This is a genomic window from Streptomyces ferrugineus (genome assembly GCF_015160855.1).
In the GTDB taxonomy this organism is placed as follows: domain Bacteria; phylum Actinomycetota; class Actinomycetes; order Streptomycetales; family Streptomycetaceae; genus Streptomyces; species Streptomyces ferrugineus.
On sequence record NZ_CP063373.1, the window covers coordinates 9,039,973 to 9,054,408 of the forward strand.

12 protein-coding genes and 1 riboswitch are annotated in these 14,436 nt (G+C 71.5%); of the genes, 6 read left to right on the top strand and 6 right to left on the bottom strand.

Features of this window, described 5'->3' with window-relative positions; genetic code table 11:
• Positions 1-8 precede the first annotated feature (8 nt).
• Positions 9-2,495, bottom strand: coding sequence for a DNA helicase PcrA (gene pcrA / locus IM697_RS40110; RefSeq protein WP_194041815.1), 2,487 nt, complete (start codon positions 2,493-2,495; stop codon positions 9-11).
• 313 nt (positions 2,496-2,808) lie between these two features.
• A riboswitch (cyclic di-AMP (ydaO/yuaA leader) is annotated at positions 2,809-2,975 on the top strand.
• Positions 2,976-2,983: 8 nt separating this feature from the next.
• Here pcrA and IM697_RS40115 point away from each other — a divergent pair.
• The gene (locus tag IM697_RS40115) at positions 2,984-4,168 is read left to right on the top strand and encodes a C40 family peptidase (RefSeq protein ID WP_194041817.1); all 1,185 of its coding nucleotides are present in this window, start codon (positions 2,984-2,986) and stop codon (positions 4,166-4,168) included.
• 167 nt (positions 4,169-4,335) lie between these two features.
• Complete coding sequence (locus IM697_RS40120) at positions 4,336-5,364, top strand: tellurite resistance/C4-dicarboxylate transporter family protein (RefSeq protein WP_194041819.1); 1,029 nt, start codon at positions 4,336-4,338, stop codon at positions 5,362-5,364.
• On the opposite strand, the gene IM697_RS40125 is transcribed toward IM697_RS40120, so the two are convergent.
• Positions 5,342-5,695 carry a hypothetical protein gene (locus tag IM697_RS40125; RefSeq protein ID WP_194041821.1) on the bottom strand — a complete coding sequence of 118 codons (354 nt, stop codon included), beginning with the start codon at positions 5,693-5,695 and terminating at the stop codon, positions 5,342-5,344. The genes IM697_RS40120 and IM697_RS40125 overlap by 23 nt on opposite strands.
• A gap of 489 nt (positions 5,696-6,184) precedes the next feature.
• Between IM697_RS40125 and IM697_RS40130 the strand changes: the two genes are divergently transcribed.
• The gene (locus IM697_RS40130; RefSeq protein WP_194041823.1) at positions 6,185-7,255 is read left to right on the top strand and encodes a C40 family peptidase; all 1,071 of its coding nucleotides are present in this window, start codon (positions 6,185-6,187) and stop codon (positions 7,253-7,255) included.
• 39 nt (positions 7,256-7,294) lie between these two features.
• Here IM697_RS40130 and IM697_RS40135 read toward each other — a convergent pair whose 3' ends face one another.
• Together IM697_RS40135 and IM697_RS40140 are read right to left on the bottom strand one after the other, a co-directional pair.
• Positions 7,295-8,014 (bottom strand): LuxR C-terminal-related transcriptional regulator, encoded by a 720-nt coding sequence (locus IM697_RS40135; protein WP_194041824.1) that lies wholly within the window; start codon positions 8,012-8,014, stop codon positions 7,295-7,297.
• Positions 8,011-9,336 carry an ATP-binding protein gene (locus IM697_RS40140; RefSeq protein ID WP_194041826.1) on the bottom strand — a complete coding sequence of 442 codons (1,326 nt, stop codon included), beginning with the start codon at positions 9,334-9,336 and terminating at the stop codon, positions 8,011-8,013. Before IM697_RS40140 ends, IM697_RS40135 begins: the two co-directional genes overlap by 4 nt.
• Positions 9,337-9,479: 143 nt before the next feature.
• On the opposite strand from IM697_RS40140, the gene IM697_RS40145 reads away from it, so the two are divergent.
• Both IM697_RS40145 and IM697_RS40150 read left to right on the top strand, forming a co-directional pair.
• Entirely contained in the window at positions 9,480-10,913 is a 1,434-nt protein-coding gene (locus tag IM697_RS40145; RefSeq protein WP_194041828.1) for a PspC domain-containing protein, read from the top strand.
• Positions 10,900-11,151 (top strand): hypothetical protein, encoded by a 252-nt coding sequence (locus tag IM697_RS40150; RefSeq protein ID WP_194041830.1) that lies wholly within the window; start codon positions 10,900-10,902, stop codon positions 11,149-11,151. The genes IM697_RS40145 and IM697_RS40150 overlap by 14 nt, the downstream gene beginning before the upstream one ends.
• Before the next feature lie 12 nt (positions 11,152-11,163).
• Here the strand turns inward: IM697_RS40150 and IM697_RS40155 are convergent, their stop codons facing one another.
• Together IM697_RS40155 and IM697_RS40160 are read right to left on the bottom strand one after the other, a co-directional pair.
• A complete protein-coding gene (locus tag IM697_RS40155; RefSeq protein WP_194041832.1) occupies positions 11,164-11,694 on the bottom strand; it encodes a DoxX family protein in 531 nt (176 codons plus the stop codon).
• A gap of 272 nt (positions 11,695-11,966) precedes the next feature.
• Positions 11,967-13,247, bottom strand: coding sequence for a hypothetical protein (locus IM697_RS40160; RefSeq protein ID WP_194041834.1), 1,281 nt, complete (start codon positions 13,245-13,247; stop codon positions 11,967-11,969).
• A gap of 299 nt (positions 13,248-13,546) precedes the next feature.
• Here IM697_RS40160 and IM697_RS40165 point away from each other — a divergent pair, with 299 nt between their 5' ends.
• Entirely contained in the window at positions 13,547-14,431 is an 885-nt protein-coding gene (locus IM697_RS40165; protein ID WP_194041836.1) for a DUF4429 domain-containing protein, read from the top strand.
• Positions 14,432-14,436 lie beyond the last annotated feature (5 nt).

A 14,436-nucleotide genomic window follows, 5' to 3' on the forward strand; every position in this document is an offset into this window, starting at 1 on the left:
CGTGAGTGCTACAGCTTCTCCACCGGCGCATACCGCAGCAGCAGCCGCTTGGGCTTGGTGTCCCCGAAGTCGATCGTCGCCTCGGCGCCCGCACCCGAGCCCTTCACCGCCGTCACCGTGCCCAGCCCGAACTGGTCGTGCGTGACCCGGTCCCCGACCGCGAGCTGCACCACCGGCTTCTCCGAGGTGCGGCGCGTGGCGAAGCCGGACGCGCCCGAGGCCGAGGAGCGCGAGCGGGACGAGGACAGCGAGGCGGCCACCCCGGACGCCGGACCGGAGGAGACCGGCGCGGCGGCGCCCGTGCGCTTCCAGTCCACGTGCTGTGTCGGGATCTCCTCCAGGAAGCGGGACGGCGGGTTGTACGACGGCTGGCCCCACGCGCTGCGCATCGCGGACCGCGTCAGATACAGCCGCTCACGCGCGCGCGTGATGCCGACGTAGGCGAGCCGCCGCTCCTCCTCCAGCTCCTTGGTCTGGCCGAGGGCGCGCATGTGCGGGAAGACGCCGTCCTCCATGCCGGTGAGGAAGACGACCGGGAACTCCAGGCCCTTGGCGGTGTGCAGGGTCATCAGGGTGATGACGCCGGCGCCTTCCTCGTCCTCGTCGGGGATCTGGTCGGAGTCGGCGACGAGCGCGACCCGCTCCAGGAAGTCCGCGAGCCCGCCGGCGGCCTCGCCCTCGCCCGACTCCTGCTCGAACTCCAGGGCGACGGCGGCGAGTTCCTGGAGGTTCTCGATCCGGGTCTCGTCCTGGGGGTCGGTGGACGCCTGCAACTCGGCGAGATAGCCGGTCCGCTCGAGCACCGCCTCCAGGACGGTCGCCGGTCCCGCGCCGGACTCGACGATCGTACGGAGCTCCTCCATCAGCGTGTTGAACCGCTTGACGGCGTTGGCCGACCGCGCGGCCATGCCGTACGCCTCGTCGACCCGCCGCAGCGCCTGCGGGAAGCTGATCTTCTCCCGCTGCGCGAGGGCGTCGATCATCGCCTCGGCGCGGTCGCCGATGCCCCGCTTGGGCACGTTCAGGATCCGCCGCAGCGGCACCGAGTCCTCGGCGTTGGCCAGCACCCGCAGGTAGGCCAGGACGTCCCGGACCTCCTTGCGCTCGTAGAACCGAACCCCGCCGACGACCTTGTAGGGCAGGCCGACGCGGATGAAGACTTCCTCGAAGACACGGGACTGGGCGTTCGTACGGTAGAAGACGGCCACGTCGCCGGCCTTCGCGTCCCCCGCGTCCGTCAGTCGGTCTATCTCGTCGGCGACGAACTGCGCCTCGTCGTGCTCGGTGTCGGCGACATAGCCGGTGATGCGCGCGCCCGCGCCCGCGTTGGTCCACAGGTTCTTGGGACGGCGGGACTCGTTGCGCTCGATGACGGCGTTGGCGGCGCTCAGGATCGTCTGGCTGGAGCGGTAGTTCTGCTCCAGCAGGATCGTCGTCGCGTCCGGGTAGTCCTCCTCGAACTGCAGGATGTTGCGGATGGTGGCGCCCCGGAAGGCGTAGATCGACTGGTCGGCGTCACCCACGACACACAGCTCGGCGGGCGGGATGTCGTACTCGCTCGGCGGCACGTCGACGGGGTGCTCGCGGGTGCCGACGAGCTCGCGCACCAGCGCGTACTGGGCGTGGTTGGTGTCCTGGTACTCGTCCACGAGGACGTGCCGGAAGCGGCGGCGGTAGTGCTCGGCGACGTCCGGGAAGGCGCGCAGCAGATTGACCGTCGTCATGATCAGGTCGTCGAAGTCGAGGGCGTTGGCCTCCCGCAACCGCGACTGGTACAGGGCGTAGGCCTGGGCGAGGGTCTTCTCGAAGCCGTCCGTGGCCTGGGCGGCGAAGTCCTCCTCGTCGATCAGCTCGTTCTTCAGGTTGCTGATCTTGGCGCTGAAGGACTTGGGCGGGAACCGCTTGGGGTCGAGGTCCAGATCGCGGCAGACCAGCGCCATCAGCCGCTTGCTGTCGGCGGCGTCGTAGATCGAGAAGGAGGAGGTGAACCCGAGCTTCTTGCTCTCCCGCCGCAGGATGCGCACGCAGGCGCTGTGGAAGGTCATCACCCACATCGCGTTCGCCCGCGGCCCGACGAGCTGCTCGACGCGCTCCTTCATCTCGCCCGCGGCCTTGTTGGTGAAGGTGATCGCGAGGATCTGCCCCGGGTGCACGCTGCGCTCGGCGAGCAGATGGGCGATGCGATGGGTGAGCACCCGGGTCTTGCCGGATCCGGCGCCGGCCACGATGAGCAGCGGGGTGCCGGAGTGGACGACGGCCGCGCGCTGGTTCTCGTTCAGCCCGTCCAGCAGTGCCGCGGCGTCGATGGCCGGGCGTGGGGCGCCGTCGCGGTAGTAGGCGTCCCGGTCCGGCGGCACGTCGAACTTCCCACCGAACAGATCGTCCGGAACCGGCTCCGGAGCGTGATCGTCCTCGGGCGGCGGCGGGGGCTCTTCCTCGTGGGCCCGAGGGGCCTGGAGGTCCGCCAGGAAGCTGTCGTCAAAGAGGCTGCTCATCGCTCTCCGAGTCTAGGCCGCCCCACTGACAGCCCGCGGCCACCCCGAGAACATCGCCTGTTTCGTCGCCCGATGATCTTCCGGACCGCCTCACCCGAACCGCCTCTCACCCTCCGCAACGGCACCCTCACGACCTGCGAGACACGTGCAAGCCGTCACAGACCCTCCCAGACCGACCCCCTTCCACAGCCCTTCGCCCCAAGGTCACGAAAATGTATCGGGCATATCGAACATCAACCTTCACAGGGGCCACACGAGTTGGCTACGGTGCCGGACAGGCCGTACGACCTCCACCGGCGAACGACGCCGGGCCGCACGGCCTCCGCTGAGTCCGGCACGCCATGGCGACCGGAGCCGGGGACCCAACGACCTTGGGGTGAATCGGCCGAACTCCCCTCCCGGGAAAGGCCGTAGGGCAACCCTTCCGAAGCACCCGCCCGAACCCGACAGCTAACTCGGTAGGCGGAGCATGGAAGGAGTCGCCTCCCTTGGCGTCGCACCGCAAGTCGCGTCCCGCGAGTACGCGCGTAGCCGGCATACGGACCCCCGCCCTCGCCACGGCGGCCCTCACGTCCGTGGCCCTGCTGTCCCAGACGGCCGACGCGAGCCCCTCCACGGACGACAAGCCCAGCCTCGAAGAGGTCGAGAAGAAAGTCGACGACCTCTACCGCCAGGCGGAGTCGGCGACGGAGAAGTACAACGCGGCCAAGGAGAAGACCGCGAAGCAGCGCAAGCGCGTCGACACCCTCCTCGACGACGTCGCCCAGCGCACCCAGAAGCTCAACGACGCGCGCGAGGAGTTCGGCCGCTCCGCCGCCGCCCAGTACCGCACCGGAGCCACCGCGCCCGACACGGCGACCTTCCTCCTGGCGGACACCCCGCAGGACTACTTCGACCAGAACCAGCTGATGGGTCGCATGACGGCCCGTCAACAGGAGTCGGTCGACGAGTACTTCACCCAGCAGTCCGCGACGATGAAGAAGCGCCAGGAGGCCACCCAGAGCCTCCAGACGCTCACGGAGTCGCAGAACGACCTGCAGACCGCCAAGACCACGGTCCAGCAGAAGCTCTCCGACGCACGCGAACTTCTCTCGAAGCTGACGGCGGAGGAAAAGGCCCGCCTCGCCGCGATCGAGAAGCGCAAGCAGGAGGAGGCGGCGCGCAAGGCCGCCGAGCTGGCCCGACAGCAGGCGGAGGCCGAGGCCGAGCGCGAGCGCCAGGAGGCCGCCGCCCAGCAGCAGGAGACCACCGAGCCCCCGGCCGACTCCGGCACCTCGGACTCGTCCTCCTCGTCCTCCTCGGACTCCTCGTACGCCACCAAGGCCGAGAAGGCCCTGGCCTTCGCCCGCTCCCAGATGGGCAAGCCGTACGTCTGGGGCGCCACCGGCCCCGACTCCTACGACTGCTCCGGCCTCACCCAGGCCGCCTGGAAGGCCGCCGGCGTGGACATCCCCCGCGTCACCTACGACCAGGTCAACGCAGGCACCACGGTCTCCCTGGCCAATGCCCGACCCGGCGACCTGATCTTCTTCTACGACGACGTCACCCACGTGGGCATCTACATCGGCAACGGCATGATGATCCACGCCCCGAAGCCCGGCACCTACGTCCGCGAGGAGTCGATCTACTACGACGGCGAGTCGTCGATCCACAGCGTGGTCCGCCCCGCTTGACGCTCACGCACGCGCGCGTGGCCGTCTCTCGGGCACGCGCGCGTGAAACGCTACGCCGCGCAGGCTGCGGGTGAACGCACCCGTATGCGCTACACGCACCCCCACTCAGCCCCACAGGCCGCCGCAGGCACCCCTCACAGCCCCACCACGCCCATAGCATCGGCCCCATGCCCGCCAGCACCACCCCCACCTCCCCCCTGCACACCTGGTGGTCGCAGCGACCCCCCACAGCCGGCGCCGCCGTCATGGCCACCGGCGTCATCTCGGTAGCCCTGCACCAGTCGGGCTACGAAACCCTGTCCCGAATCGCCCTCGGCCTGGCCTGCGTGGCCTGGCTCGCCCTCGCCGGGGACTTCATCGCCCGCCTCCTGTGGGACCGCCCCCGATGGCTCAAGGAGGCGGCCACCCCCGCCGCCCTGACCGGCATCGCCGCGACCGCGGTCCTCGGCACCCGCTTCACCTCCCTCGGCTGGGAGCCCCTCGCCGAGGCGCTCCTGGCGCTGGCGGCCCTGTTCTGGCCCGGCCTCCTCCTGACCGTCGTACGCCGCTGGAACCACCGCATGCCCGGCGCGGTCTTCCTGGGCTGCGTGGCCACCCAAGGGCTCGCCGTCCTGGCCGCGACAGTCGCCGCCGCCGAGAAGACGGCCTGGCCGGCCCACATGGCTCTGGCCCTCTTCTGGCTCGGCCTGGTCCTCTACGCCGTCGCCCTGGCCCGCTTCGACCTGCGCCAGATCGCCCGAGGCGCCGGCGACCACTGGGTGGCGGGCGGCGCCATGGCCATCTCCGCCCTCGCCGGCTCGAAGCTCCTCGGCGCCGAGAGCCCCGACCTGTACCTCTGGAACAACGACGACACCGACATCCTGCGCAAGGTGACCGCCGCCCTGCTCGTCCTCGACCTGACCTGGTACGCCGTCCTGCTCATCGCCGAGTTCCTGTGGCCACGCCCGCGCTACGACGTACGCCGCTGGGCGACCGTGTTCCCCATGGCAATGACGGCCGCGGCGACGCTCTCCGTCGCCACCGCCTTGGACGTCCCATGGCTCGAGACCCCGGGCGAGGCACTGACGTGGATCGCCGTGGCGGCATGGCTCGCGGCCACCGCAGCCGCCGTACGGAGCTACACCCGCCGCCCATCCGGGGACGGCACCGGAGCACCGCCTCCCGAGACCGGCGTCAGGTCCACAGCACGGCGATGAAGACGTTCGCCATGGTCAGCAGCCCGACCGCCCCGAAGAGCCGCTTGTCCACCGTCTCCTCGTCCCGCTTCACATAGACGAGCCCGAGAATCACGATCAGCAGCGCCAGCTTCACGCCGATCTTGATGTTGTTGACGGACTGGTCGTCCGCCTGGTTGAGGCCGACGAGGATCACCCCGGTGACCAGCATGGTCAGCGCGCCGTGCAGCATCGCGGGCACGAACCGGGCGGTGCCCTGCCCCATCGCCTTCATCTGGGTGAAGAAGCCACCGAGCAGCGCGGCGATGCCGATGATGTGCAGACCGACGAACAGGTGGATGAGTACGTCCATGGAGCCGGAGCCTAGCCACCACGGAGAGTCCACCCGACACCGCCCTGTACGTGCCCGCCCCACCCTCGGTCCCGCATATATGCGCGCCATAGCACCCCGCGGCCCCCACGCACCCGCTGAACCGCCACATCGGTCAGCACTCAGCGTGAACACGACGCCCTCTTCTCGGGATCAAGCTCACTTACGGTCACCCGCGGTCCGCTCCCAGCAGTTCCGCACAACCCGTCACCGACCCGACACGGCGAGGTTTAGCGTCCTCCACCAGGTGACCGGCTCCCCACCGCCGCCCGGGCCAGGGGCGGCAGTCGGACACCACCGCCGAAAAAGGTCCGGCGGCGGCCTGCTCCCCCTGTGCCGGCCGCCGCCGGACGCGTCACCCGCCCCCGGGCGGTCGTACGTCCGCTCCCCCCAGGCGCTCGTACACCCGCCGCTCCCGCGGGGCGGGCGTACGCGGGGCGAGGCGGTCGTACGAAAGGACGTGCAGTCCACGTGGCAGCGCACCGAAAGCCCCGTCGGCGCTCGGCCGGCGGTATCGGCAGTGTCGGCGGCAGTACGGCCCGCACGGCATGGACGATCGCACTCGCGGGCGCGGCGACGGCGACGGGCTTCGACGGGACCGGGCACGCCGACCCGCAGCTCACACCGGCGCAGGTGAAGGCGAAGGTGGACAAGCTGTACCAGGAGGCGGAGGTCGCCACCGAGAAGTACAACGGGGCGAAGGAGAAGGCGGACGCGGCCGAGCAGCGCGTCAGGGCGCTCCAGGACGAGGCCGCCCGCAGGACGGACGAGCTCAACTCGGCTCGGGACGCACTCGGTTCGATGGCCGCGGCACACTACCGCGACGGCGGCCTCGACCCGGCCCTCCAGCTCGCGCTCTCCGAGGACCCCGACCGCTATCTCGACGGCGCGGAGTTCGCCGAACGCGCCGGCAACCGCCAGGCGGCCTCCGTGGCGAGCGTCCGCAGGCAACTACGCGAGATCGAGCAGTTGCGCGGCGCCGCCCACATCGAACTGACCTCGCTGAAGTCCCGCCAGGCCGAGCTGAAACGCCACAAGAAGACGATCACCGGCAAGCTGGACACCGCCCGCACCCTGCTGGCGCGGCTGACCGCCGAGGAGCGGGCCCGGCTCCAGCACAGCGGCACGGACCGCGCCGCCCGCTCCTCGACAAGCGCCCGCGACGCCCTGACCGCCACCGTCCAGGCGCCCAACTCCCGGGCGGCGGACGCCATTTCCTACGCCTACGCCAAACTCGGCAGCCCTTACGTCTGGGGCGCGACCGGCCCGAACGCCTTCGACTGCTCCGGCCTCACCCAGGCCGCCTACCGCTCGGCGGGCATCTCCCTGCCCCGCACGACCTACTCCCAGATCGACGCCGGCCGCCGTGTCTCCCGCTCCGAACTGCTCCCGGGCGACCTGGTGTTCTTCTACTCCAGCATCAGCCACGTCGGCCTGTACATCGGCAACGGCCAGATGATCCACGCCCCGAACCCCTCGGCCCCGGTCCGGGTGGCCCCGCTGGACGAGATGCCGTTCGCGGGGGCGACGCGGGTGGTGTGAGCCGGCACCCCGGCATCGCGCCCCGCGCCGGGCCCCGGCTCACACCAGACGCCGCGCCGTGGCCCACCGGGTCAGCTCGTGCCGGTTCGAGAGCTGGAGCTTGCGGAGCACCGCCGAGACATGGGACTCGACCGTCTTCACGGAGATGAAGAGCTGCTTGGCGATCTCCTTGTACGCGTACCCCCGCGCGATCAGCCGCAGCACCTCCCGCTCGCGCTGGGTGAGCCGGTCCAGGTCCTCGTCGACCGGCGGCGCGTCCGTCGACGCGAACGCGTCCAGCACGAACCCGGCGAGGCGTGGCGAGAACACCGCGTCGCCGTCCTGGACCCGGAAGATGGAGTCGACCAGGTCCGTGCCGGTGATCGTCTTCGTCACATAGCCGCGCGCACCGCCGCGGATCACCCCGATGACGTCCTCCGCCGCGTCCGAGACGGACAGCGCGAGAAAGCGCACGGGCTGCTCTGCGTCGGCCATCAACGGGGCGCAGCGGCGCAGGACTTCGACCCCGCCGCCGCCCGGGAGGTGCACATCGAGAAGGACCACCTCGGGCCGGGTCGCGGTGATGACCGTGACCGCCTGGTCGACGTCCGCGGCCTCGCCGACGACCTCGACTCCGGTCTGCTCGGTGCGGCCGATCTCGGCCTGGACTCCGGTACGGAACATCCGGTGGTCGTCGACGAGGACCACGCGCACATGCCGCTCGCCCGTGCTCCCGCCGGTCGGCTCCACCGGCTCGTTCGCCTCGGTCGGCTCGCTCATGACGTCTTCTCCGCCCTCTCCATCTCCAGCTCGACCTCCGTGCCGCCGTCGGGCACCGCCCGCAGTCGGGCCGTACCGCCGTTGCGCTCCATGCGGCCGATGATCGATTCTCTAACGCCCATGCGGTCGGCGGGTATCGAGTCGAGGTCGAAGCCCGGACCGCGGTCCCGGACGGACACGAAGACGGTCTTTCCCTCCACCTCGGCGTAGACCTGCACGGCGCCGCCCTCGCCACCGTACTTCGCGGCGTTCACCATCGCCTCGCGCGCGGCCTGCATCTGTGCGCCGATTCTCTCGTCGAGCGGGCAGTCGCCGACGACCACCACCTCTATGGGGACGCCGTGCTTGTCCTCCACCTCGGCGGCGTTGCGCCGCACGGCGTCGGCGAGGTTCGCCGGCTCGTCCGCCTCGTCCTTGCCGGTGCCCTCGGGCTTGTAGAGCCAGGTGCGCAGGTCGCGCTCCTGGGCGCGGGCGAGGCGGCGGACCTCGTTCGCGTTCTCCGCGTTGCGCTGGATCAGGGTCAGGGTGTGCAGCACCGAGTCATGGACGTGCGCGGCGACCTCGGCGCGCTCCTGGGCGCGGATGCGCATCAGGCGTTCCTCGGAGAGGTCCTGGGTCATCCGGACCAGATACGGCCCCGCGAGGAGCGTTATGCCGACGAGGACCGCGAGGGCCGCTTGCAGGACGGAGCCGAGGTGGGCGGCGGAGCCCTGGAGGACGAAGATGCCGGAGACGCCGGCCGTGACCAGCACGACGCCGCCCGCGGCCCGCAGCAGGGTGAGGGTGCGCCGATGCCGGCCGACCTCCATCCAGCGGGCCCGGCGGGCGTTGTCCGCCTGGCGCCAGACCAGGGCGACGCCGGCGCCGACCAGTACGGCGGGCAGCAGATAGGCCTTGGCGCCGTTGCCCAGATCCACGCTGCCGACGAAGACCATCGCCACGGCCACCATCAGCAGCAGCGCGACGATCTGTCCCTTGTCCGGCTTGCGGGCTACGAGTCTGCGGCGGCCGTCGGCCGCGGTCTCGGTGGCGAAGGGGGAAGGCCGCTGCGCGTCGACACCGCCGACGCCGAGCGGCACGAAGAACCAGAACGCGGCATACAGCAGCGCGCCGAGGCCGTCCGCCATGAACAGGCCGACGAAGACGAGCCGCACCCAGATGACGGGCAGGCCGAGATGCCCGGCCAGCCCCCGCGCCACGCCCCCGAGCCAGCGTCCGTCACTGCTGCGGTAGAGCTTGCGCGGCGGCCGCGGTTCGGCGAGTGGCGGTGCTGCGGCTTCCGGCATGCCATCGATGTTCACACGCCCGGCCGAGCGGGGCATCAGGGTCGACCCCCTAGACTCCCCTGATCTTCGGGGCCGCCCGCCTCGAACGCTTCCCCGGTCCCCGCCTCAGGGCGGATATCAGGGTCCGACCAGGGTCATTCCCACTCCCGCCGGGCCGACCCGCCCGTCACCATGGACACATGACTGATCACCAGCACGCCGCGGACTCCGTGCCCGGGCCGGACGCCGTGCCCCCCGCGGGCACGCCGTCCGGTCCGGCACCCGCGAGCGCCGCGGGTGAGGAGCCGCGCGCACCCGCGGGCGCGGAAGCAGCGGCATCCCCGGAAGCGGCCCCGCTCGCCCCGCCGCACAGGTTCCGGCGCGACCGGCGGCACAAGATGCTGGCCGGCGTGTGCGCCGGGCTCGGGCGGCAGTGCGACATGGACCCGGTGTTCTTCCGGATCACCCTCGCCGTGCTCTCCGCGACCGGCGGCCTCGGCCTCATCTTCTACGGCTTCGCCTGGCTCTTCGTCCCGTACGACGACGAGGACGAGAACGAGGTGCGCAAGCTGCTGACCGGCCGCGTCGACGGCCAGGCGCTGACGGCCGTGCTGTTCGCGCTGGTCGGCTGCGGGGTCCTCCTGACGATGCTGAGCAACGGCGGCGTGCTGGCCTTCGCCGTGGTGCTCTCCCTCCTCGTCGCCGGCGCCGGCTACTGGTCACGGCACCGCGGCACCCCCGACCCCGACCCCCTCGCCGCCCAGGCGGTCGCCGACGCCCCACCGGAGGCCCAGGCCCCGCCGGTCCCCGCCGCCTACCCCTCCTGGTGGCGCGACCCCATCGTCAAGGACGGCACCCACGAGGGCGGCACGGGCTATCTCTGGGGTCCCCGCGACTCCCGCGACCGCGACATCGCGGCGGCGGTCAACATCGGTCTCGGCGCCACATGGGCCAGCCGCCAGGACATAGGGGCCCGACGCCCGCCCCAGCCCAAGCCTCGCGGCCCTCGCTGGATCGGCGGCTGGGTGTTCCTGCTGGCCATCCTCGCGGGCGCGCTGGGCACGGGCGGGACCTGGGAGGACCACTCCCTCAGCGCCAGCCTCCAGACCGGCCTGGCGTGCGCGCTGCTGGTGATAGGGCTGGGCATCGCGATCAGCGCGTTCCTGGGCCGCACGGGGGCGGGCTCGGTCTTCCTGGCGATCATCACCGCGGGCCTGCTGGCGGCCTCGGCCGCCCTCCCCAAGGACATAGGCACCCGGTGGGTCGAACGGGACTGGCGCCCGGCAGCAGTGGCGGACGTACGGAACCAGTACGACCTGGGGACCGGGGTCGGCACCCTGGACCTGACCGGACTGGAGTTCGCCAAGGGCCAGACGGTGACGACGAGAGCCGACGTGGGTGTCGGCCAGCTCAAGGTGATCGTCCCCAAGGACGCGACCGTGAAGGTGAGCATCGACGTGGGCGTCGGAGACATCCAGCTGCCGGGCGACGACGAACAGGACGTGGACGTGGCTCCGGGCAAGCACAAGGAACTGACCCTGCCCCCGCCCACGGGCACCAAGAGCGCGGGCATTCTGGACCTCGACCTGAGCGTCGGGGTCGGACAGGCGGAGGTGAGCCGTGCTGCGTCATGAGTTCCAGCCCGGAAGGCTGGTCGCCGGCTCCTTCCTGACCGTCGCGGGCATCGCCTACATCGGGGACGCGAACGACGCCTGGGAGACACCGTGGTTCGCGGTGATCCCCCTGGTCGTCTTCGGCCTGCTCCTGGCCGGCGTGACAGCACTGCTGACCCGGGCGATACGCAAGCGCCGCCGCTCAGCGGGCACCCAGCAGACGCCCACCCCACCCCCACGAGCGACGACACACGACTGACGGCCGGCGGTGCTAGCGGTACCCACCCAGCCGCTGTCGTCGCCGAGCCCGCAGCGCCGCATCCAGCGACAGCATGGGGGCACCCGCGAGCACGAGCGGCAGCCAGGCCATCAGGTAGGCGAGGTCATTGCCGTAGTAGTAGGGATCGGAGGCCCAGCTCACCGTCAACCACAGACTCAGCGAGATGAGTGCCCCGCCGAGCGCCGCCAGACGGGCGAACAGGCCGATGAGGGTGCCGATGCCGACGGCCAGTTCGCCGCAGGCGATGGCGTAGCCGAAGGCCACCGGGTTGTCCAGGGCCAGGTCCACCATGGCCGGGATGGCCGACGAGTCCCGAACGGCCCGCATCATGTCGCCGATCGAGCCCGCCCCGGAGTCCTTCATGAAGGCGCTGTCGGTGAGCTTGTCCAGGCCGGCGTAGATGAAGGTGACGCCGAGGAAGACGCGGAGCGGGAGCAGTGCGTAACGGGTAGCGGTGTCCCGCCAGTTCCGGCCGCCGTCGAGGTAAGGGGTGTACGTGTCCGTATGCATACCGTGAGTCATCGCCCGTAGCCGCCTCTCGCCCGCCGTGCCGTGACCCCTCAAAAAACGATACGTACGCGACGGCTGCGCCGCTCAACCGTGCGCGACCAGTTTCCTACCCACCGAAGCGGAGCCCACGCGGCCGACACCGGTACCGCCTGAAGGGGCCCGCAGCCCCACGCACCCCCCGCCACGGCCCCGACCCACAACGCACCCGCAGGCGCCAGGCGCACCCCCACCGGACAGCAACGGGCCGCCGCAGGCATCCCCGGCCCCACCGCCGGAGGCAACCGTCAATCGGTCACATCAATCAAGTACCGATTGGTCTCCACCCCTACTGCGGTGACCACCTGCACCCCCACCCGCCCCGGCTCCACATCCGCCGGCACCGGCACGGTCAGCACCGCGTCCGTCGGGTTGCTGAACCCCCCGGCCACCGGCACCAACGGAACATGCACATGCACCGTCCCGATCCGCACCACCATCCGCGACAGCCGGTCCGCTCCCTGCGCCCCGGGCGGCACAAATCCGGCCCCCCGGATCTCGATGTCGTCGCCCGTCCGGATCGGCGCGTCCAGATCGCCGGCCTCGCGCGCCCGCACCACCGACAGAATCACCGGCCGGCCTCCCTCCGCGTACTTCCCGGCCAGATAGGTCGCCGCCGAGACCAGCACCACCACCGCCAGCCCCCACGGCAGATCCGGCAGTTGGTCCGGCCGCCGCCCCAACCGCACCGCCGCGAACAGCAGCGCGACCCCGCCGATCACGACGTACTGGATGTCCGTGAACGTCCCCCGCCCGGCGTCGTCCGTCAGCAGATCCGCCGCCCGAGGCCGATGCGCCCGCACCTTCTGCAGCCGCTGCCCGAGCACCCGCATCCCGACGACCCGCCGCACCAGTACCGCGATCGCGCACACCACGGCCAGCACGGTCACCACACCCGCACCCCGCCGAAGCTCGAGCCCGGCGATCAACGCATCGCGCTCCGCGTGCCCGGACGCCGCCGCCAGCCGCCCCACCAGCACCAACACCGCGTAGGCCAGGAACAGCACCCACGCCCCGGCCACCGCCCGCGACGTGGACAGCCGGTTGTCCTCACCGATGACCGGCGCCAGCGCCCCGCCCCGCGCCCGATGGAACCACGACGCCGCCGTGAGCACCCCGGCCGTCACGACCGCCGCCAGCAGCCCGGCCGTACGCGCGGCCGTCCACCCCGTGCCGATCGCCGTGAGCGCCTGCACCAGCAGCAGCGCCACGACCAGTCCCCAGACCGTGCACGCCGTACGCCACCACAGCCGCGTGAGCCATGCCTCGCCCTCGGCCCGCCCTCGCTCGGCGACGGCCTCCGCCGACTGCGTCAGCTCCTCGGAGACCCACTGCCGGGAGGCCGACGCCGAGTGGGCCACCGCCGCCGGCAGCCCCTGCCCGGCGGCGAACTCGTCCCGCTTCAGCAGAAATTCGGCGACCGCCCGCCGATGCCCCGCACGCGCCCCGTGCGGACAGTCCCCGCAGGCGCAGCCGCCTCCGTGCGCGCCCATCACCGCGCCGCCCTGCCCAGCCTCCTGCACCGCCACGCCCGACGCCCGCCTTCCTCAGACCTCACGCCCACCGACCCACCGACCCACCGGCCATGTGCCCAGATCACCGAATGACCTCATGGCCTTATAACCCACCGCCCGACCCCCGGCAGCCGGATCTCACATACCGACCACCGCGGATTTCGGCCACGGCCCGCACCACACACCACGCCGCGCACAACTCCCCTGCGACGACAGCGAATTGTGCCGTAGGCCGCTCGCGCCGCATTCGCCAGGTCCGCCCGGCGCGGGTGATGACCGCACCCTTGTGTTGACCCGGCTGCGAGAATTTCCCCATGGCCGAGATCATCCAGCGCGACGGGACCTGGGCCTTCGACGGCACAACGGTCCGGATCACGCCGGGACTCCACCGCTCCGTGCCGCTGTTCCGGCAGACGTACGGGGAGATCGCCGTACCCCTCGAGGCCGTCGCGAGCATCGTCTTCGAGCCCGAACGCAAGCGCGGCCGGCTGCGCATCCGGCTGCGCGAGGGCGCCGACCCGCTGCTCCAGGCGACCGGCGGCAGGCTGCCCGACTCGGCGGATCCGTACCGGCTGGCGGTGGACATCGACCGTGCGGGGGTCGCCGAGTACGTCGCCGAGGAGATCCGCCAGGCGCTGCTGCTGGACCAGATCCCCCAGGAACCGACCAAGGCGTATCTGCTCCCCGGACCGCCGGTCCCGGTCTCCGTCCGCTCCTCCGACGGCATGGTCTCCTTCGACGGCGCCCAGGTGCGCATCGACTGGTCCGACACCTCCGACCGCGTGAAACGGGCGACCGGCCCGAGGATCATCAACGTGGGCGACCTGGTCCAGGTGGAGTGGCTGCCCAACTCCGGCTACGAGGACGGCTTCCTGCGCTTCGTGACCCGGGAGACGGTGTTCTCGAAACTGCCGCCGGAAAAGGACCCGTACGCCCTGGACCTGTGGGGCAGCGCCCGCCGTGACCTGCTCACGGCCCTGGTCGCCACCGCGGTCACCGCCCGTCTGCCGCACCCCTCCACCCGCGCCGGCATCGACGCCGCCGACCGCCCCCAGCCGACGGCGTCCCTCCCGCCCCCGGCCGACCACCACGACGTACTCCTGCGCAGGCTGCGCGAGTTGGGTGAGCTGCACCGCGACGGCGTCCTCACGGACGAGGAGTTCGCGATGACGAAGGCGGTCGTCCTACGGGGCTTCTAGCCGCA

Bases quoted from the DNA above. Each gene is read 5' to 3' on its own strand.
- pcrA (WP_194041815.1), bottom strand. From the start codon at position 2,495: ATGAGCAGCCTCTTTGACGACAGCTTCCTGGCGGACCTCCAGGCCCCT.
- IM697_RS40120 (WP_194041819.1), top strand. From the start codon at position 4,336: ATGCCCGCCAGCACCACCCCCACCTCCCCCCTGCACACCTGGTGGTCG.
- IM697_RS40125 (WP_194041821.1), bottom strand. From the start codon at position 5,695: ATGGACGTACTCATCCACCTGTTCGTCGGTCTGCACATCATCGGCATC.
- IM697_RS40135 (WP_194041824.1), bottom strand. From the start codon at position 8,014: ATGAGCGAGCCGACCGAGGCGAACGAGCCGGTGGAGCCGACCGGCGGG.
- IM697_RS40140 (WP_194041826.1), bottom strand. From the start codon at position 9,336: ATGCCCCGCTCGGCCGGGCGTGTGAACATCGATGGCATGCCGGAAGCC.
- IM697_RS40145 (WP_194041828.1), top strand. From the start codon at position 9,480: ATGACTGATCACCAGCACGCCGCGGACTCCGTGCCCGGGCCGGACGCC.
- IM697_RS40155 (WP_194041832.1), bottom strand. From the start codon at position 11,694: ATGACTCACGGTATGCATACGGACACGTACACCCCTTACCTCGACGGC.
- IM697_RS40165 (WP_194041836.1), top strand. From the start codon at position 13,547: ATGGCCGAGATCATCCAGCGCGACGGGACCTGGGCCTTCGACGGCACA.